The following is a 22,608-nucleotide window of genomic DNA, read 5'->3' on the forward strand; positions in this document are numbered from 1 at the left end:
ATAGAACAACTGAAAATAATACTGCAGGGATGAGATTACATTCTCTCCCTCTGCTCTCTCTCCTCATACAACATTAACTTTTTATCCATTTCAACAATGACTTTATACAGTTGAAATGCTTGTAAAATTTGCAGTTGAATTCCAAAAGGAGCATTTTGTTCTTTTAACCATTGAAATACTTTTGTTTCATCTTTCATTGATTATTCCTCCCTTTATCCTGCTATTTGCGGGTAGCCCGATTAATGAGGGCTGATAATCAGTGGGGGATTGACAAACCCCCCACTGATTAAAGATTCACTTTATTAAAATCTGCTATAAATATACGGTAAATGATGAAAAGCTTTTCATGTCAACAACAAAAAAGGATGCAAAGTTGCATCCTTTAATGTACGATATTTTTCTTCTGCTCCGCTTCTTTCTTTACTTCTTCCCCTTGGCATTCACTACGAAATGCACAACTTATACACTCAGAACGAAAATGACGCTCTGTATAATGCTCAGGTTGTTGCAACATTTCTTTCATTCTAGATAAATCAGCCATTCCAGTTATAATATCTTCCTGTTTTGGAATGTACTCATACTTAGTTCCTTCTATTAAATTAATAACTTCAATCTTTCCTGGAAGAACGCCGAAAGCTTTATAACTGAATACTGTCATTAGCTTCTGACAAAGAGCAAGCATTTCCTCATCCGCATCGACGACATACTTTTTAATTACAAACGACCCAGCACTCCACTCACCAACTTCAAATGTCAATGACATGTGGACACCTAACTCTTCCATATATGTTTGAAACTTCTCGTATAAAAACAATGGTGGTGTCTGACTATCATCCTTTTCAACAAACTGTAATAAGTGATCCGTTAGCTTAGCTAATACAATATAGTACTCCGTCTTCGAAGCAAACATATTAATCCTTACTTTTTTCCAATACTTTTCTATTAATATTAAAAGTACAATTTTCGTTTGTTGACCCGCAGGTAGCGTGTAATACTCGTTAATAATTTGATTGACAATCATTTGTGCTATTTGTTGCCATTCAAATGAAGAAGGTTCTCTTCTTTTTATATGACGAAAATAAAATTTATGCGGACAACGCATAAAATCATACAAATGATAATCTGTCATCGTTTTGATTGAGATTTTCTCATGCACTTGCTCTTCATCTCCCTTCTGCCATTAAGAAAGGTGTTTTACAAATTCAGCTCCAAACTGTAAACATTTTTCTACATCTTCATCTTCTGGCGTTAATTCTACTTTTAGTCCTTCTAACACAACTGCTGCCCCGCGCTCTTGTAGCTTTTCTATTAAAATGTCAACTGCCACTCCGTATTTCGGATAAGCCGAATCACACGATCCGAATACTGCCGCTTTTTTCCCAGTTAAATCAATAGAATCCATTGCATCATAAAAATCTAAGAAATCATCAGGAAGATCACCATCTCCCCAAGTATATGCACCTAAAATAATTCCATCATACTGTTCTAATATAGAAGCTTCTGGTGAATCCATAATATCAATAACTTCAATTTCATTTTCTGTTTCACGAATTACGCCGGCAATGTGGTCAGCCATTTCCTCTGTATTTCCACTCATACTTGCAAAAATCATTACTAACTTACTCAACTGAACCTCTCCCTTTACTTTGTATCTCTTTTTCTGTTTGAATGCTCTTCTTCTCATCTACATATTCAGACCGAATTACATTTCTTTGCCATTCCATATGCTGATCAACATCTTTATCTTTATTTTTATCTTTTAATCCCCTCCGCAGAAGGTGAAAATTTTTTCTCATTAACATGTCGTATCCATCCTATTGATAATAATTATCAATTTCAACTACTTTTAGATTAATTGACATTGATTATCAATGTCAACAACTATTTTTAAAAAAATGATTAAAATGTACAAGCTTGTCCGTTAGCTATTCATATACTATGAATGAGCATAGTTCTTTCTCAGCCCTCTCTGACGGAAAGAAATAAAAGCAACTGCAATAGAGTGCAGTTGCCTTTTTTTGTTTTTCTATGATTTTAGTAATCTTATAGTCGTCTCTAAAAATAGCTCCACTCCACAAATTAATGCTGATTCATCCACGTCAAATTTCGGATGATGATGTGGATAACAAGTATATATATTTTCATTACCTGTTCCTAATTTAATGAAACAACCGGGTGCTTTTCTTAAATATGCTGAAAAATCTTCCCCACCCATAGAAGGTTCAAGCTTCACAACACGCTCATTCCCAAACAAATGTAGTGCACTTTCTTCTACTATTTTCGTAATATATTCATCATTAATAACCGGATCATATCCATATCGATACGTATATGTATACGATCCTCCATGTGCTTCTGTAATTCCTTTCACAATTTTCTCGATTTTCCCTTCTGCTTCCACCCTCAATGCTTGATTAAATGAACGAACGGTTCCCATTAAAGTTGCTGTACTAGGAATAATATTGTCAGCCGTTCCCCCATGAAATTGTGTAACTGAAATAACCCTTTGCATAAAAGCACTCGTATTTCTTGATACGATATGTTGTAAATTTGTAATAATCTGTGCTCCGATAGCAATAGGGTCTATCGTTTCTTCTGGCCGCGCCGCATGTCCTCCTTTGCCTTGAATTTCAACTTTAAATACGTCTGGTGCCGCCATCATCGGCCCATACACAATTCCTATCTTTCCGCTTTCTAATCCAGACATAACATGTAAACCTATTACATAATCAACACCGTCCATTACACCTGCCTCAACCATTTCTTGTCCCCCACCGGGATACACCTCTTCTGCGTGCTGAAAGAATAGACGAATCTCACCTGCAAAATCTTCCTTTATATTTGATAGCACCTCTGCTGTGCTTAATAAAATAGCTGTGTGAGCATCGTGCCCACATGCATGCATCATTCCTTTATTCACAGATGTATAAGATTTACTTGTCTCCTCTTGAATTGGCAAAGCATCTATATCAGCTCGAATCGCAATTACTTTCCCTTGCTTCACACCTCTTTTAATTGCTAGTACACTATACTTCGTCGGTCTCGTTACTTCAAAAGAAGAAAATGAGCATAATGTATCATATATAAATTGCGAAGTTTCTTTTTCATGAAATGATAATTCCGGATACTTATGGAAGTGCCTTCTCCATTTCACGATATTTTCTTCCGAAATTAGATTCTTCCACACTCTATTCATGATAATTTCCTCCTTTTCAAAAGAACTAGAAATTTAAAAGTTTACTCCGTCTTGAATGATTAATAAAAACAAATACTGTATTTTTACGTATTCTTATAGTCCACTTTTATGTATTCACACAATCCACTTTCTATTTACATGTCAAACCCATTACAAATTCATGCTGAATGTAATATAATTGCTAAGTTAGGGATTTTCTTTTTTAGTATTTAGTGCTAATATCAAAAAAGAGCCTTTTGACTTATTTTTACCTAAAATGTGGGATTTTGTTTTTTTCACAATAATGTAGGACATGATACCTACAAAGAGCTATTATTTCATTAAGAGAGGGAAAGACATGGAAAGATTAAAAGAGATATGGTCTCGACCACTCACACAATGGGTTGCAAAGACGGTTTATTATCTTGCAATTTTATTTGCATTACTTTGGTTGTATGGATTCCATGATACAAACACAAGTACATTTATTTACAATGAATTCTAGGGTGGGAACGTTATGAAGTTATTAGAACAAATTGAAAAGTGGGCTGCAGAAACGCCTGATCAAACCGCTTTTGTTTGGCGAGATGCGAAAATTACGTACAAACAATTAAAGGAAGATTCTGATGCGTTAGCACATTGGATTTCTTCTGAGTATCCAGACGATCGTTCACCAATTATGGTGTATGGCCATATGCAACCTGAAATGATTGTTAACTTTTTAGGATGTGTAAAAGCTGGACATGCTTACATTCCTGTAGATTTATCTATCCCAGCTGATCGTGTACAACGTATTGCTGAAAATTCTGGTGCGAAATTACTTTTATCGGCAACAGCAGTAACTGTAACTGATTTACCAGTTCGCATCGTAAGTGAAGACAACTTAAAAGATATTTTCTTTACTCATAAAGGGAACACTCCAAATCCTGAACATGCGGTAAAAGGTGATGAGAACTTCTACATTATTTACACATCAGGAAGCACAGGTAATCCGAAAGGGGTTCAGATTACTTATAACTGCCTTGTTAGCTTTACAAAATGGGCTGTAGAAGATTTCAACTTACAAACAGGGCAAGTATTCTTAAATCAAGCACCTTTCTCATTCGATTTATCTGTAATGGATATTTACCCATCATTAGTAACAGGTGGTACACTTTGGGCAATCGATAAAGATATGATTGCGCGTCCAAAAGACTTGTTTGCTTCTTTAGAGCAATCGGATATTCAAGTATGGACTTCGACACCTTCTTTCGCTGAAATGTGTTTAATGGAAGCATCCTTCTCTGAAAGTATGCTACCGAACATGAAAACATTCTTATTCTGCGGTGAAGTGTTACCAAATGAAGTGGCTAGAAAATTAATTGAGCGTTTCCCAAAAGCAACAATTATGAATACTTACGGTCCAACAGAAGCTACTGTCGCTGTAACAGGTATTCACGTTACAGAAGAAGTGCTTAATCAATACAAATCACTTCCAGTTGGCTATTGTAAATCAGACTGTCGCCTTCTTATTATGAAAGAAGATGGCACGATTGCACCTGATGGTGAAAAAGGTGAAATCGTAATTGTCGGTCCAAGCGTAAGCGTTGGATATTTAGGAAGCCCTGAATTAACAGAAAAAGCATTTACTATGATTGACGGTGAGCGCGCCTATAAAACAGGCGATGCTGGCTATGTTGAAAATGGTCTTCTATTCTATAATGGTCGTCTTGATTTCCAAATTAAGTTGCATGGTTATCGAATGGAATTAGAAGAAATTGAGCATCACCTTCGTGCGTGTTCTTACGTAGAAGGAGCAGTTATCGTTCCAATTAAAAAAGGTGAGAAATACGATTATTTATTAGCGGTTGTTGTTCCTGGGGAGCATTCGTTTGAAAAAGAATTCAAATTAACATCTGCAATCAAAAAAGAACTCAATGAGCGATTACCAAACTACATGATTCCACGTAAATTCATGTATCAATCTTCTATTCCAATGACACCAAATGGAAAGGTAGATCGCAAAAAATTATTGAGTGAGGTTACAGCATGACCGCATATGGATCATTTTATTTTTTCGCTATAGTGGGCATTTTATTAATACCTACTATCATAGCTGGATTAAAAGGTAAAATGTTGCGTAAATATAATGCCGTTTTAACATTAGTCATGCTTGCTATTATCTTCTCAGATAAACCAAAGCAAGCAATGATGTTAGCCGCATTTATTATTTGGCAATATGCCCTAATTAAAGGCTATTTAATTTTAAGAAAACAAAATAATAGTACATTCACATTTTGCATAGCTGTTATTTTATCGATTTTGCCTCTTATTTTGGCAAAAATCGCACCATTTGCATCGTTACTACCTGAGTTAAAACTTGTTGTTTTTCTAGGTATATCTTACGTAACATTCAGAGCAGTTCAAATGGTATTTGAAGTTCGTGATGGTTTAATTAAAGAGCTTTCTTTCTTTAACTTCTGGGAATTCGTTTTATTTTTCCCTGCGATTTCAACAGGACCTATCGATCGTTACCGTAGATTCCAAAAAGATATTCAAAAGCCACCTAGCGCTGAAGAATATCAAAATTTACTATATACAGGACTAAATCGTATTTTCCAAGGTTTCTTGTATAAATTTATTATTGCTTACTTAATAAAGCAATATTGTATGGATCCAGCATTCGCTCAACACGATACAATCTTTTCAAATATGATTTACATGTATAGCTATAGCTTATATCTATTCTTTGATTTTGCTGGTTATAGCTCTTTTGTAATTGGTGTAAGTTATATGATGGGAATTAAAACGCCAGAAAACTTTAATAAGCCATTCCTTAGTCGTAATATTAAAGACTTCTGGAACCGCTGGCACATGAGTTTATCATTCTGGTTCCGTGACTTCATCTACATGCGTTTCGTATTTTTTGCAACGAAGAAAAAGTTAATTAAGAACCGTTACACAATTTCGTATATCGGTGCATTTTTAAACTTCTTCATTATGGGAATTTGGCATATCCAAGGAAGCGCTGTTGCGCAGTATATTATTTATGGTCTATATCATGCCGCACTGTTTATTTTATTCGATATTTTCGAACGAAAAAACAAGAAGCATAAATTTTGGCCAAACAATAAATTCACACGCATCCTTGCGATTGTAATTACGTTCCACATTGTATGTTTCGGTTTCCTAATCTTCTCTGGACACCTTAACAGATACTTTTAATGCACCCTTCTTATTCCATTAAGAAGTTGCACATATAATATATTTCGGATATAAAGGAGATTTTAAAAATGGCAGAATTCAAAGAGCAAGTATTAGATATTTTAGAAGAAGTATGTGAAAACGATATTGTGAAAGAAAACTTAGATGTTCAATTATTTGAAGAAGGTATTCTTGATTCTTTTGCTGTAGTATCTTTATTAGTTGAATTCCAAGAGCGTTTAGATATTGAAGTTTCTATTTCTGATTTTGACCGTGACGAGTGGGCTACACCAAACATGGTTATTAAAAAGTTGGAAGAAATCCGATGAACAAAGCAAAATTTGGTCCGATGCTTTTAGCATTGGCCCTTTTTGCTGTATTCTTACTTATTCCAACGCGCTTCCTACTTCCACTTTTAAGTGATGAAAAAGTAGAACAAGCTGCCACTTCTTTAAAAGAAGAAAAAATTCAAAGTATGATTTTACAGCAAAAGATGTTAGCAGATCCAAAATATCTTCCGATGTACGGTTCATCGGAATTCGCACGTATGGATGCTTTCCATCCATCTAATTATTTTAAAGTAAAGCCTGAAGGGTTCACACCATTCCTTCTTGGACGCGGCGGAACACAAGACCTTGTACATGTGTTAAACTTTGCATCTACAATGGATCAATTGAAAGATAAGAAAATGGTATTCGTTCTTTCTCCGCAATGGTTTGTACCACAAGGTATTGATGAAACGCACTTTGCACCTAACTTTTCAAAACAACAAGGTTACCACTTCATTTTCAACAATGATTTAAAACCTGAAATGAAAAAACAAATTGCAAAGCGTTTATTAAACTTTGAGATTGTAAAAAAAGAAACTTTATTAAAAATCTCGCTTGAAGGCATCGCTTATGATGATACGAAGTATAAAGTAAAAGCACTTGCTGCTAAACCTTTCGCTTATATTTACCGTAACATTTTAGATCGTAAAGATTTATTTACAGCTATGTTTAATATTAAACCGCACAAAGAGAAGCTCGATCCTTCATTAAAACAAATGAACTGGGAAGAAGCTCGTAAACATGCGGATCAAACAGGTGCAGCAGAATCTGGATCTAATGAATATGGTATCGAAGATGGTTACTTCAATAGCAAAATTAAGAAAAAATTAAAGCAACGTGAAGGTTACTTAAAAAATGATGCTTACGACCAATCGCCAGAATATGAAGATTTACAAATTGTACTTGATTTATTAAAACAATCTGGTGCAAAACCACTCTTCATTTCTGTTCCTGTCAAAGGTCCTTGGTACGACTACGCTGGCTTCCCGAAAGAACGCCGCGAAGCATACTATAAGAAAGTTCATGAGCAAATTGAAAAAGCTGGTTATCCAATTGCCGACTTCTCAAATCATGAATACGATAAATACTTCTTAAAAGATCATATGCACTTAGGTTGGAAAGGCTGGGTTTACATCGACGAAGCCATCCAACAATTTTATAAAGCAAACTAATGAAAAGACCGCTTGAATTACTCAAGTGGTCTTTTTGTATATATTTTGTAATTGTTCGATTGCATTCTCTGCTTCTTTCATAACTCGCTCCACTACATGCTGAGCTGATTCGATTCGAGCTAATGATGCTGCCTGTCCTGCCCAAAGTGACATATATTCTTCCTTATTTTGCTTCGCTGCCTCTTGGCGTATTTTAGAAGTTAATACGTTTTGCACTGGATACATCGGCAGCCCTTCTTCTTTTCCTTCATGTCTCTCTATAAATTCATTCCGAATACCCCGCGCATATTTCCCAGAAAACGCACGAGTTACAGTTGTGCTCGTATCTGTACTATGTAAAACCGCTTCTTTATACACATCGTGCGTAATACTCTCTTCACTTGTTAAAAAGGCCGATCCCATTTGAACACCTTCTGCTCCTAGTGCCAATGCCGCAACAAGCCCTTGTCCGTTCATTACACCACCTGCTGCGACAATTGGGATATGCGGAATAGCCCCTACTAACTGAGGTATTAACGCAAAAGTACCGATCATAGCATCTCGTTCTTTCCCAATAAACGTTCCTCTATGCCCTCCGGCTTCGCTTCCTTGCCCGACAATAATATCTACTCCTAACTCGGCAAGTACTTTCGCTTCCTTCACATGGGTAGCTGTTCCGATAACTTTTATTCCACTTCTTTTTAAATCATTTATTTCTTCTTTTTCTAACGTTTGAAATGCAAAACTAACGACCGGTACTTTTTCATCTAATAGCACTTGTAATTGTTCCTTATAGCTTTTTGGAAGCTTTAACGTTCCTTCTACTTCTATACCTAATTCTCTATTTACTCCGCTTAGTAATACTTTCGCCTCATTTACCTTCTCTTCTTCTATTTCTATCTCTTTCGTTACAAGTAAATTAACACCGAACGGCTTATCTGTTAGTTCTCTTATTCTATAAATCGCTTCACGAATTTGTTCTGGGCTCATATAGCCCGCTCCAAGCGTCCCTAATCCTCCGCTATTACTTACTGCTGCAACAAGTTCTGGCGTCGTAATCGCGCCTGCCATACCGGCTTGAACAACGGGATACTCAATTTTTAATATGTCTGTTACTCGACTTGTAAACATCATTTCCCCTCCTATTTCCTTTATATCTTCTTTATTTGATAAGCTTTCCCCTGCTTTTGCAAGGGTTGAACTTCATATGAAGCGAATATATTGAAAGAGAAGGAGGCTGAGCTTAATGATTTATCCAAATGCATTAAAACAAGGTGATACAGTAATGATCATTGCACCATCTGGTCCACCTACAATCGAAAATGTATTACAAGGTGTGAATGTATTACAAGAGATGGGGTTATCCGTAATAATCGGGAAGAGCGTTTACGAGAAATATGGATTTTTAGCCGGAAGTGATCAAGTTCGGCTTGACGATATACATGAAGCATTTACAAATAATGAAGTGAAGGCCGTTTTCTGTGCACGAGGTGGTTACGGAAGTGCTCGTCTCCTCCCTCACATTCAATATGAAATCATTCGGCAAAACCCTAAAATCTTTTGGGGATATAGCGATATTACAGCTTTACATACTGCTGTTTCACGTTATGCAAAGCTTATAACATTTCATGGTCCGATGATTGAAGAACTAGGAAAAGGTATTGATTCCCTATCTTTATCCTCTTTCAATCAGCTATTCCATCCGTATTCAACCATTTTATCTGCATCAGAATGTATCGTATCTAGCTCTCACAGTACAGTTACAGGTACGTTAGTTGGAGGAAATTTAGCTGTGTTAACAAGTATAATTGGCTCGCCCTACGAGATAAATACGGACAATACACTTTTATTACTTGAAGACATTGGTGAAGAACCGTACCGCATTGACCGTATGTTAAATCAGCTACTTTTATCTGGAAAGTTTAATGAATGTAGGGGCGTTATTTTCACAAGTTGTCACGACTGCACTCCTTCAAAGCCATCTCAATCATTGCAAGCAATATTATATGAATATTTCGCACCATATCATATACCGGTCCTATTCGGTTTACCAATTGGACATATAAGTCCAAACATCGGTATTCCACTTGGAGCTACAGCGACAATAAACACGAACAATAAAACAGTCTCTATTTCTTCCGGTATAGCCACTCCATATTCAAATTAAAAAGGAAAAGCGATTACGCTTTTCCTTTTATTTATAATAGTTAAAAATTCGTCCAGATGCGATATCTGCAATTTCTTCTGGAATAAATGTTTTACTTATATCAGTGCCAACATTTAATACAGCTATAGCATCTTTCTCAATGCTACCAAATAACTCTTTCCCACGTATCGTAATAAGGGGCGTTCCTTCTGGCAACACATCTTTTACAAATTCCATTTGTGTAAAGAACGGAACGATCCATCTACCTTCTCCTTGGAAATGACGCAAACGAAGTATTCCTTCTGTTGCCCCGTCCTCTGCTTCTAGTGAACCAGCAACATAAAACTCAGTAGATAAGAGCAATTCATAAAATTCCTTTTGCTTTTGTTTATCATCCCCTGCTACAACAAGTACCTCTTCTAATTTCTTTACTGAAATTTGCTCCATATGATGCCACCCCTATTTTCAAAATGATTGTACTTAGATTATACGAAATATTCTTATTTTTTTCTACATAATTCGCAATTATTTTCTTAAAATAATTTTAATACTTCTTTTGTCGTCACAATCGTAGCAAACTCTTCATGTAAATTTACAAGTGTCATATTGTGAATATCCTCTGCACTATACTCCTTACCATCTAAACCTTTACGGTTAAAAGTAGCCGTTGCATCACTCACTAAATATGTTGTAAATCCTAAATTCCCTGCCATTCGTGTCGTAGTTTCCACACAGTGATTTGTCGTTAATCCTACAATCACTACTGCATTACATTTGTTCTTTCTTAATTGTTCTTCTAAATTTGTCCCAATGAACGCGCTGTTAACGAATTTCTGAATAACCACTTCACCAAGTAGTGGTTGCACTTCTTCTTTAAAGTTTACCGTTTCCGCTCTCTCATAAAACATTGACTGCGCATTTTCTTTATTTACATGTTGAATATGAAAAACTGGTCGTTCCCTTTTTCTCCATTCTTCTAATAAAATTCTCATGTTTTCTTCAGCAAAAATATTATTTCTCTCGCCCCAATCTGGTAATTGAAATGCCTTTTGTACATCGATTATGATAAGTGCTATTTGATTTGTCATCATTTCCCCCTTAATTTGGCTGTAATTGAAATAGAAAACCAAGTTGTTGTGACGCAGTAATAAAGCAAACATAGGCGCAAAGCTCTACAATTTCTTTTTCTGTCCAATATTGTTTTAATACGTGAAACATAGTATCATCTATTGCTTTTCGGTCATGAACAAATGTATGCGCAAAAGTAACGGCTACACCAATCTCCTCTGCCTTTTGCATATCATCAGGTCTTCCTTTTGCCATACAGTACGGACATTCATTCCCATACGCTAATGTTCTTCTCACTTGCTCCTTCAACTCTGCTGAAAGAGTTCCTTTATTGTACAGTGTATCTTCTAACGTACTCCACGAATGTAATATATCCGAATTATGCCCTAATAACTTTTGAAACTTTGTATCTCCTACATTTGATAATGAAATTCTCTCCATCATTTCCCCTCCTATTTCCTTCTGTTTTATTGTAAAATAAATAACGTTCACTTTACATTTCATATGAATCTTAATTTATATTTTCCCTTTACAAAAATCATTATTTTACTGGAGGTATATTTACAAATGCAATTAGACCGTGTTGATCGAAAAATTTTAAATGAATTATATAATGATAGTCGCCTTTCGATGCGTGAATTGGCGAAACGAGTAAACTTATCTGCTCCGTCTACTTCAGAACGTGTTCGTAAGCTCGAAAGCGAAGGGGTTATTCAAAAATACACAATCGATATTGATTATAAAAAGGCAGGACTCGTTTTAGATTGTATTTTAGAAATCACTTTAAAAAATGGTGATACAACACGTATGCAACAGTTTATTCAGTCTTATCCATCTGCAAGTTTTTGTTACCGAGTAACAGGAAGCTTATGCTACATTGTAAAAATTTCTATTCCTTCACTCGTCGAACTGGAAGAATTTATCAATGATGTTTCTTCATATGCAACGACCGTTTCTCATATCGTATTATCAGAAGTATCTCTTACTCCTGATATTGAACATATCTTCCCAGAAGATTAATTTATTTTTATTCATAAAATATAAAAAAACCCCTTACAATAAGAATAAAAATAATATATTATGTATTAAAATACATAAAGTTCGAGAAAGGGGCTTTACATTGAAAATCTGGTTTTATGAAAAAACGGCACAATTAGATGACTTGCTTGGTATTTGGGACAATGTTCCGACCATCCCGCGAATTGGTGAAAAAGTGGAGATTTTAAAGACGGTCCGCACTGTTACAGATATTAAATATGTAAAGAACGGTAATAATTTTCGTGTGGAAATTATTACAAATTAAAAAGTAGCTCTTAAGGAGCTACTTTTTAATTATCTATTATGTGCTTTCTTTATAACGATTTTATCTTCTTCTACAGATACTGTTACATAATCATTTTCTTCTAACCGAAGCTTATTTACAGCCTCATCTGGTAACTCTATGGCCATCAATCTATCGGTTACGATCACTTGACTATACACTTCATTTTCTTGTGATGAACTCACTACTTTTTGCTCATTTATAAAACGTACTGGTGGCACGCCAACTTCTTTTACTGTACGCCATTGTTTCCAAACATAAGGAATTAACCAAAGTAATCCAACAACTGTAAGACCAATACCAATCCATAAATTACTTTGCGCTTGTAATTCAGTAATTGAGATTGTACCACTTTCTTCTCCACCGAAAAATTGCATACTTGTTGCAATCTAAGTGAATTTTATGTAATAAAAATCCCCGTTTTTACAAGCGGGGATTTCTTTTATTATAATACGTCACGTTTTTGGAATAATGCACTTGATGCTACAAGTAACACAACAAAGTATGCAGCTACAAGTAATAATGAAGTTGTAAATGTAAATTCTGTAAATGTTGGTTCTACTCCGCCACTAATTAATTTATTGCTATCGTAAGCTCTTAAATCCAAATGGCTAAATACTACAAACTTCGCTACACCTTTTGCAAACATCATTAATACCATGTTAATTGTACCTTGTAAGAATAATAGAAACATCGTAATAATTATTGGTAATACAGACTTTCTAAACACGTTTGCTAAGAAAAATGCAAGTGTTGCAAAGAAAAATGGTGATAACAGCTGATATACAATTGTTTTTAAAGCAATTCCTAACGTTAATTCAGTTTTACTACCGTCCATTACAATTATACCAATAATCATAGCAATTAACGTACTAGCAAATACGATAAATAACATCGTTAATAATACTGTAATATATTTAGAAAATAAAATTGTCATTCGTTTTCTTGGACGAATTAATAATTGCTTAATCGTTCCTTTTTGGAATTCATCTGTAATTGTACGAGAAGCTATTGTAATTCCAAAGATTGTTGTGAATATCATAATTAAGCCGATATTTGAACTTGCAAAATCTAAGTAAGATCCACTTAAGCTACCAGCGTCGCCCCATTTCGCCAATACTACTGTTCCTAAAATCTCTAATAAAGCAATGACACCAATTAAAATATACATACCTTTTTTCGCATGCAACTTTAAAAATTCATTTTGAATTAATTTAAACATTACGCTTTCACTCCCCCAGTAATCGCTAAGAACTCATCCTCTAACGTTTTATTTTGAACAGTAACGCCATATACAAGCACATCAGCATGAACAAGTTTTTTTACAAGTTGCGGAATGTTGTCTTTTGTTACAGATGCTACAATTACATTCCCTTTTGCTTTACCTTTAATGATTTCATTTGCTTTCTGAACTTCATCTACTTCAAACGCTACAACGACTGCCTCATCATGTTTCACTTTTTCATGTAAGTTGTACTCTTGTACAAACTCACCTTGTTTAATAATAACGACGCGATCACACATTAATTCAATTTCACTCAATAAGTGACTTGATACGATTACAGCAATATTCTCTTCTTTCGCTAAACGTTGTAAATAATCACGAATTTGGCGAATACCAGCTGGATCTAGTCCATTTGTCGGCTCATCTAAAATTAAGATTTTCGGCTGATGAAGTAATGCCTGTGCAATTCCTAAACGTTGTTTCATACCAAGTGAATATGTTTTCACCTTTTTATGAATCGCATGCTCTAATTCAACAAGCTTTACAATCTCAGCAATCCGCTCTTTACTAATTGGTGTAATGGCCATATTCGCAAAATGCTTTAAGTTTTGCATTCCTGTCATATAATCATATAGTTCAGGATTTTCTACAATCGCTCCAATTTGCTCTAGTGCCTTTTCACGCTCCGAGCGAATACTATGTCCACAAATTGTAATATCGCCCTCTGTCATTGAAATAAGACCTGTCATCATACGGATCGTCGTCGTCTTACCGCTACCATTCGGCCCAAGGAATCCGTATACTTCTCCTTCACGAACCTCAAATGATAAACCACGAATAATTTCCGTTCCACCAATCCTTTTTCGAACATTCTCTAACTTTACTACTACGTTTCCCAATGCTGATTCCTCCTTTAGACTTCTAGTTTTTTATCGATAATGTGACCTGTAACTACTAGTAATATAATTGTTAATAAACAATTAAAAAATAGATTTAAAATTGTAACCTCTGTACCAGAATAAAATGATGTATTTAAAAAACCATTTTGATCTATAAATCCAATATTATTTATAGCAAACACATACTTTTCTATTTGCTGAAAAATATACGTTATTCCTCCATTAAATGCGGTAAAAATGACGAATAAAACTAAACAAGCAACTTTATTCATCGATGATTTCACATTGAATAGTTTTACAATTACTATAATAAAATAAATAGAAACTAGCATATTAAGAAAATCTAGTCCCCATAAGAAAATAGATAATATATGATGTAATATTCCATAATTATATAAACTGTGTATTGCTTGCTGAATACCTAAATTAGTTTTTCCATTGTAAATATTTAAAGAAAAACAGTATAGAAAAATGATTCCTATTCCTAGTAAAATCATAAAGAGTAGTACACAGAATAAAATATTTGCACATATATACTTTTTTGCTGAAATAGAAGTATAACGTAGCATAGAGTTTTTTAACATTTTCCGAAAAGACGATATACCTGTTAAAAGAATTGCAAATCCATTTATACCTAGTACGATAAAGAATATAATAATAATTATATCTTGCCTACCTGAAATTCTAACTCCTGAAACTCCTTTCATATTAAATAAAAGAATGAATGAAACTGTAATAAAACCAAAGTAAATAATGGCTATCTTTCTCTTATTACAATTATACAGATAACGAAAAAGCTGACTCATTTCTCATAGGCCTCCTTAAACAGCTCATGTACTGCTTTACCCTTTTGAAATCGTAGTTCTTCCACATTTTCATGCAATATTATTTCTCCATCTTTCAAAAAGATTACTTCATCGAATATATTTTCGATTTCTCTTATTAAATGAGTCGATATAAGTAGCGTACAATCTTCACGATAAAATTTAAGTATTAGCTCAAGTACATGTTCTCTAGAAACAAGATCAATCCCGCCCAACGGCTCATCCAGTACGTATAGCTTCACTTTTCGAGAAAACGTTAAAATAATCTGCAGCTTCTCAACCATACCTTTTGACAATGCTGTAATTTTTTCTTCTAACGGTATTTTAAATTCTGCAATCGTATCTACCGCTTTTTGAATATCGAAGTCTTTATAAAAATCTCGGTAAAAAAATAAAGCATCTTTTACAGTCATCCAATCATCAAAGACTGGCTTATCGGACATAAATGAAACGATTTCTTTCGTCTGTAATCCTACCTTTTTACCGTCTATTGTAATACTACCTTCAGAAGGGTGTTGCAAGCCTGCAATCATTTTCAATAACGTCGTTTTCCCGCTCCCGTTATCTCCAACAAGCCCAACGATTTTCCCTTCCGTAATCTCTATGTTTAATTCACGGATCACTGCTTTTAATCCGTATCTCTTCCATAAGTTTTCTATTTTCAATAGCTCTGTCATTGGCTCTCCTCCCTCTTATCATGTAATGAAGAACGAAGAATTGTAAGAATTTCTTCTTCTGAAAAACCTAAATTGTCCATTCCATCTATAAAAGAATGAAGTAATTCTTTCGCCATCTCTTTTCGCAGCTCCATAATTTTCTCCCCTTCATTCGTTACATACCGTCCCATTCCTCTACGTGTTACAACAACTCCATCCCGTTCTAGCTCTTGAAATGTACGCTGAATCGTATTTGGATTAACTTGTAATTCACTCGCTAATTCACGGACAGAGGGAATTTTATCACCAGGCAATAAATGTCCTGTTACGATCTCTTTTTTTATGTATTCCATTACCTGAATGTAAATTGGTGTATTTGGAGAAAACTCTATTTTCATTTCTTCCCTCCTTTTGTATCGGTGTACTAGTTAAATAATACACTGATACAAAAGGTTTGTAAATACCCATTTAATTACAAAAAAGTTCTATCCGTTAACCGAATAGAACTTCCCAAATATAAATCGCTATACAAAAATAATAGTGTTATGTAAACAAAATTATAAAGAAAAGCTGTCTTATCAATCAATAAGACAGCTTTTCCTTATAATCCTATATTAAAAGTTAAACACGAAGTCATCGTCAGCTAACTTTTCAACGTTCGTTGCTTTTACGTAACCATTTCCTTTTACAGAGAAGAAATCATGGTTTTTCGTATCTGTACGTAAACCATTTAAAACGATTGGGTTAATTTCTTCTTCTTCAAACTTCGGCTCAAGTCCTAAGTTCATAAGCCCTTTATTTGCATTGTAACGAACGAAACGATTTACATCTTCTACAAGACCGATAGAAGTGTAAATTTCTTCTGTATAGGCCATTTCAATTTCATATAGTTCCATTAATAACTCTTGTGTTTCTTTTTGCACTTCTTGTTGCTCTTCTACAGAAAGTTCTGCGAAGATTTGTTGTGCTAAAATACCGACGAATACGCCGTGAATTGACTCATCCTTTACCTTCACATAAGTTCGCTACTCCTATGCCGTTTATACAGCTTACAGTTTCCTGTAAGAAGAGACTATATCATCTACCTTCTCAGGTAGCCCTCCATTTCGATTTAAGGGATTCTCACCCACCGCTTGGCCCTACTCCTCTTGCGGAATTTCACCGCCATTGGGATAGTCGTTGAACGTTCCTTTATCTACGTATCGCACCCACCACTGTTTATACAGTTTTCGATGTCTGATACTTCCGTACATGTTATCGCTAGATAAAGGCTTCGCTGCTGATTGCCCTATCAGCTATTCTCCTTTCCATCTATTGATAGTTAGAGAATAACCTGAATGCATATATTCATCAATAATAATACAGATAAATTTACAATAGGGGGTCCCAGCAATTAAAAGGGTTTTTCAATTGGTATCTCTACCAAAAGCCGCCATAAGTTAACGGATAATAAGGTTAATAATTTCACCACTTGCCGTCAGTTTACCTTGACCAGCTAAGTAAAGTGGATAGAAAAATCCACTATAGAATAAGTAACTTTCTAAGAACACACTTGCTACCATTGCCATGTATAACTCTTTTTTCGTTACTTCAGGCTTTAATAAACGACGATAGTAACTAGTAATAATACCAGCTTTTTTCTCAAGTAACGGATGATTGTCTACCCAGTCAAAAATATCATCAATTTCTTCTTCTGTAGCTAATGTTGTGAAAATGTGACTATAACTTTTCGCATGTACTTCTTCCATAGCTCCCATGAAAGCTAATACACTTTTCGCTTGTAAATTTTCAAGATGAACAAGTACAAGTGGCATTCCTTCGCCACCTTGTTTCGTATCTAAAAGTGTTAAACCACCTAATACACGCTTATAAGCAATTTGCTCTTCTTTCGATAATTGCACCCAAGTATTTTTGTCAGACGAAACCGCGATTTCTTCTTCTGTCCAAAACTGAGCGATGTTTTGCTTCCAAAACATTAAACTGAAATCATCTTCCTTTTTATTCCAGTTAACAGCGCGCATTGAATCACCCCTATATCTATTATTGTTCTACTGAACGGTTAAATTTCCATCTAACAATGAAAAGCTAACCGTTTAGTAGAACAAACCAAGTATGAGCAGGGTTCATAACCCTGCTCATACTATTGGGTTATTCATTTAGTATGGCAATATGCCATTAAACGGTACAAGCCACACACTCTTCCACGCTTAATTTACGTGTTCTCGTATAATACAGACTCTTTAAGCCTTTTTTATGTGCATAGATGTAGTAACGTGCTAATTCACGTGTTGAAATATCACTATTAACGTAAAGAATTGTACTAATTCCTTGGTCAATATGTTCTTGAATTTCTGCGATTAAATCAATTAATTTAAACTGATTCATATCGTAAGAAGATTTATAGTACCAGAACGTATCTTTTGATAAATACGGCATTGGATAATATGTTGTCGCATTCGCATATGTTCTTGATTCGATTTGACTTACGATCGGCATTACGCTTGAAGTTGCATTTTGAACGTAACTGATTGATTGTGTTGGAGCAATGGCAAGACGATATGAGTTGTATAAACCATTCTTCTGCACTTGCTCTTTTAAACTTGTCCAATCTTCTTTTGTCGGAATATGAATTCCTTCAAATAGTTGCTGAACTTTTTCAGTTACAGGACTGTAATCTGTCGTTTCATACTTTTCGAAGTATGTGCCATTCGCATAATCAGATTTATCGAAGTCTTTAAATGTCTCGCCTTTTTCTGTAGCGATTTCCATACTTTTCTCAATAGAATAGTAATTTAACATCATAAAGAATGTACGAGCGAATTCTTTCGCTTCTGCACTTTCATAAGCGATTTTATTTTTTGCTAAATATCCGTGTAAGTTCATTGCTCCAAGTCCAACTGAATGAAGCTCGTCATTTGCTTTTTTCACAGTTGGTGCATTCGGAATAATCGTCATATCAGAAACAGCTGTTAAAGCTTCCATTCCCGCATGAACTGCTTCACGAATTTCTTTATTTTCCATTACGTTTACAATATTTAACGATCCTAAGTTACAGTTAATATCACGACGGATAATGTCATCTGTACCGTAATCATTTATTTCTGAAGTTTCTTGAAGCTGGAAGATTTCTGTACATAAGTTCGACATCTTCACAGTTCCAATATCCTTCAATGGATGTTGATTATTTGCATTTGATTTAAACATTAAGTATGGGTAACCAGACTCAAGCTGAATCATAGCGATTTTAATAAGCATATCACGTGCACTAATATCTAGTGGCTTCTTCTTCACTTTCGGATTGCTCATTAATTCATCGTACATTTCATCAATGTCAATATCATCTAAATGCTTGCCATATTCTTTATAAACCGTATAAGGCGCGAAAACATGGAAAGGTTCGTTTTTCTCAGCAAGCTCAAAGAACTTACTTGGAACGATAATTCCGATTGATAGAGACTGAATACGGCTCTTCTCATCGGCATTTATTTTTTTTGTATCAAGGAATTCAATAATATCCCAATGGAAAATGTTTAAATATACTGCACCGGCACCTTTTCGTTGGCCAAGCTGATTCGCATATGAAAACGAATCTTCAAGCAATTTCATAACAGGTACTACGCCACTTGCAGCGTTGTCGATACCTTTAATTTGCTCACCACGTGCGCGTAGCTTAGATAAGTTTAAAGCTACTCCCCCGCCGATTTTTGATAATTGCATCGCAGTATTAATGTTAAAGCCAATTGAATTTAAGCTATCATCCATCTCTAACAAGAAACAAGACACCATTTCTCCTCTTCTGCTTCTTCCCGCATTTAAAAAGGTTGGTGTCGCTGGTTGGTAGTTTTGTTTTACAATCATGCTTGCGAATTGTCTTGCTTTCGAAACATCACCGCGTCCTAAGTATAATGAAACAATTGCTACACGATCTTCATAGCTTTCTAAGTATTGTTTTTGATCATTCGTTTTTAACGCATAATCTTTGTAGAACTTAGATGCTGCCATATAAGATTGGAACTCGAAGTTTTCACCATAAGCGATGTTATATACTTCCTCTACTTCCTCCAAGCTATACTCGTCCAGAACGTTGTAATAGTAATCATGTTCTTTCATATACTCCATTCGCTCTGCCACGCTATTAAAAGGAACGGTATTCTCTCTAGCTTCTTCCATAAAGACTTCTAATGCCTCTTTATCTTTATGAAGCTGATAAAAACCGTCCTGCATTTGCGTGATTTCATTATTCAGTTCAATGTGTCGCAATCTCCCGCACCCTTTCCTTAAAATATTCTACATCGTTATTTGTTCCAGATAACTCAAATTTTGATACAATAGGCACTTCATATTTAGTAGAAATCTTGTCAGCACTTGCACCGAACATGTCTCCCCAGTTACGATTGCCGCTTGCAGATACGCCTTTTAATTTTTCATTATTGCGCTCTAAAAAGTCTAAAACACGTTCTGGTACATTTCCAAAACCTGTTGTATACGTAATAAGAATAAAGTCTTCATCTATTACTAGATCTTCATCAATTTGAACGGCCGGCATATTTAATTTGTGAATGAAACGCTTCACGTTTCCTGTCATAGAATCATATGCAACTAACATTTCCGACCCTCCCTCTCAAATCTATATTCTCTATATGTTGTTCTTGATTTCTCTATATATTGTATTACGTTTCAAAATAAGACACAAGATATATGTATAAATTCTTTCTTTTTTTAACTTTTACTTTTCGACATGATAGCCGTTTTTTTTTAATACAATGACTATGAAACAACATTCTAAAACTCATGTCAATAAAGTGCTTTTCAAAAAAGTTGTCAACGAATTTAACCTTATTTTTAAAAAAGTTAACAATATATTTTGTCATAAAACGGTAGATGCTGAAGAAATATATTTCTCCAGCATCACGCAAAAAAGAACAGATATGAAACTATAATCTGCTCTAAAAAACGATTACATTTATCAAATTTACCTTATTAAATATATTATACATATACTTTCGTTTTTCGTTACATACTAAAAGATAACTATTATAGAAAAAGATTATTATTATGGAACTTCAATTTATTTATGAAAAGTTTATTCAGAGTACTCAATGCGCAAAATATCTTTTACAAATATATGATGTGGATTTTCATCTTTATCAAGCATTGTACATACAGGAGCCTCTTCATCAAAGTATACAATCAGTCCTTCTACGTACTGATATGTATGTGGAACTTGTACAGTTACTTTAATTTCTATTGCTTCTTCATATGCTCTTTTTATTTTCTGAAGCATTTTTGCTGAACATTTTCGTTTCTCTGGATACATAACCATTCCCATAAATCGATTGCCGGCTCTATCTTTCCACATATAATCCCAATGTGGTAAAATGCCTTGTTTAAAATCGCCCATAATTCCCCTCTCCTTTATCTTTTATTTATCCCGCATGAAACGTCCGTTTGGTGAAGGCTACTAATCAGTGAGAGATGCCCTGCTGATCAAAATTCTCCTTTATGAACGTGGCGTTTCTGAATATGTATAAATCACTTGCCCGCCTCGCTGTGCGTTACCAATGAAATGCTTAAAGTCTTCTCTATTTACAACAACTTCTCTGAACGTATAAAATACATCTTTCGTAACAACATACTCCTTTATTTCACCATTTTTTAGCTGATCTAAAATTGTATTTGCTAATTCTTTATCCATGTATTTCACCTCTCTGCAATATTTTATTTTATCTTATATTCTATAGGTCAACAACTGTAAATTTATCCCGCTATTTGCAGGTAGTCCGATTGGTGTTGACTACTAATCAGTCGTAGAATGAACAAAAAATCTTACTGATTAACGTTTCACTTTATCTCGTTGTTATGCCATGATTTTATTTTCGTTATTTCGCAAACAATATTGTTTTACTATATGTCCACTAAATATCATATACTAACATAGCTACTTCTCTATATCAAACATTTCGGCATTCAATTATGCAAAGTTCCATACCACTATGCTACAATATACAAATAGAACTAGGAGGGATACTATGATTCGGAAAGCAAAAAAGACAGATGCAATGGCAATAGCTCCTTTATTGTATAATGCTCTGCATGAAATTGCTGAAAAAATCACAGGTAGCACAGTTGAAGCAGAAGTATTACTAGGACTTGAGACATGGTTCTCAAAAGAAAATAACCGTCTGAGCTACGAAAACTGTTTTGTCTATGAACAAGACGAGAGTGCAGTTGGAATTATTGTCGCTTATCACGGTAGTGAAGCAACACAGCTTGACGCACCAATTGTACATCACTTAAGAGCATTACATAAAGATGAATCAATTACGTTAGAAAAAGAAGCTGAGCTTGATGAGTATTACATTGATACATTATCAGTTTCAAGTGCACACGGCGGAAAAGGGATAGGTTCTAAATTAATTGAAGCTGCCGAAATCTATGCAACTGAAAAAGGGCATAAAAAAATCGCTTTACTTGTTAATTTAGAAAACAAACGCGCCTATTCACTATACGAAAAGTTAGGTTATAAAAAAGATGAAATTGTTATGCTAGTAGGGGAACCTTATGCTCATCTCGTAAAACCATTAAACGTCAAAATTTCTATATCTTAAAAAGAAAGCACACGATTTATATA

The 22,608-nt window shown here is 34.7% G+C and carries 28 protein-coding genes and 3 pseudogenes; 9 read left to right on the forward strand and 22 right to left on the reverse strand.

Annotated features, from left to right (window positions below; genetic code table 11):
- Positions 1–35 precede the first annotated feature (35 nt).
- The 5 genes from ES895_RS29200 to ES895_RS09475 form a co-directional block, all read right to left on the reverse strand.
- On the reverse strand, positions 36–197 hold the full coding sequence (locus ES895_RS29200; RefSeq protein ID WP_000651088.1) for a hypothetical protein: 162 nt from the start codon (positions 195–197) through the stop codon (positions 36–38).
- A 185-nt stretch (positions 198–382) separates the two neighbouring features.
- Positions 383–1,156 (reverse strand): hypothetical protein, encoded by a 774-nt coding sequence (locus tag ES895_RS09460; protein WP_000544577.1) that lies wholly within the window; start codon positions 1,154–1,156, stop codon positions 383–385.
- A 24-nt stretch (positions 1,157–1,180) separates the two neighbouring features.
- Complete coding sequence (locus ES895_RS09465; RefSeq protein ID WP_000041153.1) at positions 1,181–1,627, reverse strand: flavodoxin; 447 nt, start codon at positions 1,625–1,627, stop codon at positions 1,181–1,183.
- Positions 1,620–1,802: a hypothetical protein gene (locus ES895_RS09470; protein ID WP_000929021.1), complete on the reverse strand. Its 183-nt coding sequence runs from the start codon at positions 1,800–1,802 to the stop codon at positions 1,620–1,622. Before ES895_RS09470 ends, ES895_RS09465 begins: the two co-directional genes overlap by 8 nt.
- A 224-nt stretch (positions 1,803–2,026) precedes the next feature.
- The gene (locus tag ES895_RS09475) at positions 2,027–3,196 is read right to left on the reverse strand and encodes an amidohydrolase (RefSeq protein WP_065704533.1); all 1,170 of its coding nucleotides are present in this window, start codon (positions 3,194–3,196) and stop codon (positions 2,027–2,029) included.
- A 337-nt stretch (positions 3,197–3,533) separates the two neighbouring features.
- Between ES895_RS09475 and ES895_RS09480 the strand changes: the two genes are divergently transcribed.
- From ES895_RS09480 to dltD, 5 genes are all read left to right on the forward strand, one after another.
- A complete protein-coding gene (locus tag ES895_RS09480) occupies positions 3,534–3,680 on the forward strand; it encodes a teichoic acid D-Ala incorporation-associated protein DltX (protein WP_000440293.1) in 147 nt (48 codons plus the stop codon).
- 12 nt (positions 3,681–3,692) lie between these two features.
- On the forward strand, positions 3,693–5,207 hold the full coding sequence (gene dltA / locus ES895_RS09485; protein ID WP_000770512.1) for a D-alanine--poly(phosphoribitol) ligase subunit DltA: 1,515 nt from the start codon (positions 3,693–3,695) through the stop codon (positions 5,205–5,207).
- Positions 5,204–6,379 (forward strand): D-alanyl-lipoteichoic acid biosynthesis protein DltB, encoded by a 1,176-nt coding sequence (dltB, locus tag ES895_RS09490; protein WP_000127953.1) that lies wholly within the window; start codon positions 5,204–5,206, stop codon positions 6,377–6,379. The genes dltA and dltB overlap by 4 nt, the downstream gene beginning before the upstream one ends.
- A 68-nt stretch (positions 6,380–6,447) precedes the next feature.
- Positions 6,448–6,687 carry a D-alanine--poly(phosphoribitol) ligase subunit DltC gene (gene dltC, locus ES895_RS09495; protein WP_000807310.1) on the forward strand — a complete coding sequence of 80 codons (240 nt, stop codon included), beginning with the start codon at positions 6,448–6,450 and terminating at the stop codon, positions 6,685–6,687.
- Entirely contained in the window at positions 6,684–7,859 is a 1,176-nt protein-coding gene (gene dltD / locus ES895_RS09500; protein ID WP_001030268.1) for a D-alanyl-lipoteichoic acid biosynthesis protein DltD, read from the forward strand. Before dltC ends, dltD begins: the two co-directional genes overlap by 4 nt.
- A gap of 21 nt (positions 7,860–7,880) precedes the next feature.
- Here dltD and ES895_RS09505 read toward each other — a convergent pair whose 3' ends face one another.
- Entirely contained in the window at positions 7,881–8,969 is a 1,089-nt protein-coding gene (locus ES895_RS09505; protein ID WP_016109594.1) for an NAD(P)H-dependent flavin oxidoreductase, read from the reverse strand.
- A 115-nt stretch (positions 8,970–9,084) separates the two neighbouring features.
- Between ES895_RS09505 and ES895_RS09510 the strand changes: the two genes are divergently transcribed.
- Positions 9,085–10,005 (forward strand): S66 peptidase family protein, encoded by a 921-nt coding sequence (locus ES895_RS09510; protein ID WP_000640075.1) that lies wholly within the window; start codon positions 9,085–9,087, stop codon positions 10,003–10,005.
- 27 nt (positions 10,006–10,032) lie between these two features.
- Here ES895_RS09510 and ES895_RS09515 read toward each other — a convergent pair whose 3' ends face one another.
- The 3 genes from ES895_RS09515 to ES895_RS09525 all read right to left on the reverse strand — a co-directional run bounded on the left by ES895_RS09515 (position 10,033) and on the right by ES895_RS09525 (position 11,493).
- Positions 10,033–10,431 (reverse strand): SseB family protein, encoded by a 399-nt coding sequence (locus ES895_RS09515; protein WP_000435264.1) that lies wholly within the window; start codon positions 10,429–10,431, stop codon positions 10,033–10,035.
- An 86-nt stretch (positions 10,432–10,517) separates the two neighbouring features.
- Positions 10,518–11,072 (reverse strand): cysteine hydrolase family protein, encoded by a 555-nt coding sequence (locus tag ES895_RS09520; protein WP_135238307.1) that lies wholly within the window; start codon positions 11,070–11,072, stop codon positions 10,518–10,520.
- A 10-nt stretch (positions 11,073–11,082) separates the two neighbouring features.
- Positions 11,083–11,493 (reverse strand): carboxymuconolactone decarboxylase family protein, encoded by a 411-nt coding sequence (locus ES895_RS09525; RefSeq protein WP_000439753.1) that lies wholly within the window; start codon positions 11,491–11,493, stop codon positions 11,083–11,085.
- 126 nt (positions 11,494–11,619) lie between these two features.
- Here ES895_RS09525 and ES895_RS09530 point away from each other — a divergent pair, with 126 nt between their 5' ends.
- Together ES895_RS09530 and ES895_RS09535 are read left to right on the forward strand one after the other, a co-directional pair.
- Positions 11,620–12,072, forward strand: a complete 453-nt coding sequence (locus tag ES895_RS09530) for an Lrp/AsnC family transcriptional regulator (RefSeq protein ID WP_135238308.1) — start codon at positions 11,620–11,622, stop codon at positions 12,070–12,072.
- A 100-nt stretch (positions 12,073–12,172) separates the two neighbouring features.
- Positions 12,173–12,355 carry a DUF3913 family protein gene (locus tag ES895_RS09535; RefSeq protein WP_000707107.1) on the forward strand — a complete coding sequence of 61 codons (183 nt, stop codon included), beginning with the start codon at positions 12,173–12,175 and terminating at the stop codon, positions 12,353–12,355.
- 29 nt (positions 12,356–12,384) lie between these two features.
- On the opposite strand, the pseudogene ES895_RS09540 reads toward ES895_RS09535, so the two are convergent.
- From ES895_RS09540 to ES895_RS09605, 13 genes and pseudogenes are all read right to left on the reverse strand, one after another.
- A pseudogene (locus ES895_RS09540) lies at positions 12,385–12,762 on the reverse strand (AbrB/MazE/SpoVT family DNA-binding domain-containing protein); the annotation flags it as partial.
- 56 nt (positions 12,763–12,818) lie between these two features.
- On the reverse strand, positions 12,819–13,595 hold the full coding sequence (locus tag ES895_RS09545) for an ABC transporter permease (protein WP_000475438.1): 777 nt from the start codon (positions 13,593–13,595) through the stop codon (positions 12,819–12,821).
- A complete protein-coding gene (locus ES895_RS09550; protein WP_000528820.1) occupies positions 13,595–14,497 on the reverse strand; it encodes an ABC transporter ATP-binding protein in 903 nt (300 codons plus the stop codon). The genes ES895_RS09545 and ES895_RS09550 overlap by 1 nt, the downstream gene beginning before the upstream one ends.
- Before the next feature lie 14 nt (positions 14,498–14,511).
- Positions 14,512–15,303 carry an ABC transporter permease gene (locus ES895_RS09555; protein ID WP_135238309.1) on the reverse strand — a complete coding sequence of 264 codons (792 nt, stop codon included), beginning with the start codon at positions 15,301–15,303 and terminating at the stop codon, positions 14,512–14,514.
- Positions 15,300–15,998, reverse strand: coding sequence for an ABC transporter ATP-binding protein (locus tag ES895_RS09560; RefSeq protein ID WP_000137748.1), 699 nt, complete (start codon positions 15,996–15,998; stop codon positions 15,300–15,302). Before ES895_RS09560 ends, ES895_RS09555 begins: the two co-directional genes overlap by 4 nt.
- Positions 15,995–16,375: a GntR family transcriptional regulator gene (locus tag ES895_RS09565; protein ID WP_000687512.1), complete on the reverse strand. Its 381-nt coding sequence runs from the start codon at positions 16,373–16,375 to the stop codon at positions 15,995–15,997. Before ES895_RS09565 ends, ES895_RS09560 begins: the two co-directional genes overlap by 4 nt.
- A 216-nt stretch (positions 16,376–16,591) precedes the next feature.
- Positions 16,592–16,993, reverse strand: coding sequence for a ribonucleotide-diphosphate reductase subunit beta (locus tag ES895_RS09570; protein WP_000864958.1), 402 nt, complete (start codon positions 16,991–16,993; stop codon positions 16,592–16,594).
- Positions 16,994–17,116: 123 nt separating this feature from the next.
- Positions 17,117–17,218, reverse strand: a pseudogene (locus ES895_RS30085) (nuclease); the annotation flags it as partial.
- Positions 17,219–17,419: 201 nt separating this feature from the next.
- Positions 17,420–17,998, reverse strand: a pseudogene (locus tag ES895_RS09580) (ribonucleotide-diphosphate reductase subunit beta); the annotation flags it as partial.
- A gap of 154 nt (positions 17,999–18,152) precedes the next feature.
- Positions 18,153–20,237 carry a class 1b ribonucleoside-diphosphate reductase subunit alpha gene (gene nrdE / locus ES895_RS09585; RefSeq protein ID WP_001215839.1) on the reverse strand — a complete coding sequence of 695 codons (2,085 nt, stop codon included), beginning with the start codon at positions 20,235–20,237 and terminating at the stop codon, positions 18,153–18,155.
- Entirely contained in the window at positions 20,224–20,583 is a 360-nt protein-coding gene (nrdI, locus tag ES895_RS09590) for a class Ib ribonucleoside-diphosphate reductase assembly flavoprotein NrdI (protein ID WP_000959447.1), read from the reverse strand. The genes nrdE and nrdI overlap by 14 nt, the downstream gene beginning before the upstream one ends.
- A 477-nt stretch (positions 20,584–21,060) precedes the next feature.
- A complete protein-coding gene (locus ES895_RS09600; protein WP_135238310.1) occupies positions 21,061–21,378 on the reverse strand; it encodes a hypothetical protein in 318 nt (105 codons plus the stop codon).
- Positions 21,379–21,477: 99 nt separating this feature from the next.
- Positions 21,478–21,672: a hypothetical protein gene (locus ES895_RS09605; protein WP_000356684.1), complete on the reverse strand. Its 195-nt coding sequence runs from the start codon at positions 21,670–21,672 to the stop codon at positions 21,478–21,480.
- Positions 21,673–22,006: 334 nt separating this feature from the next.
- On the opposite strand from ES895_RS09605, the gene ES895_RS09610 reads away from it, so the two are divergent.
- Entirely contained in the window at positions 22,007–22,585 is a 579-nt protein-coding gene (locus tag ES895_RS09610; RefSeq protein WP_000619548.1) for a GNAT family N-acetyltransferase, read from the forward strand.
- Positions 22,586–22,608 lie beyond the last annotated feature (23 nt).

The organism is Bacillus sp. 007/AIA-02/001, assembly GCF_004634455.1.
Taxonomy (GTDB): domain Bacteria; phylum Bacillota; class Bacilli; order Bacillales; family Bacillaceae_G; genus Bacillus_A; species Bacillus_A cereus.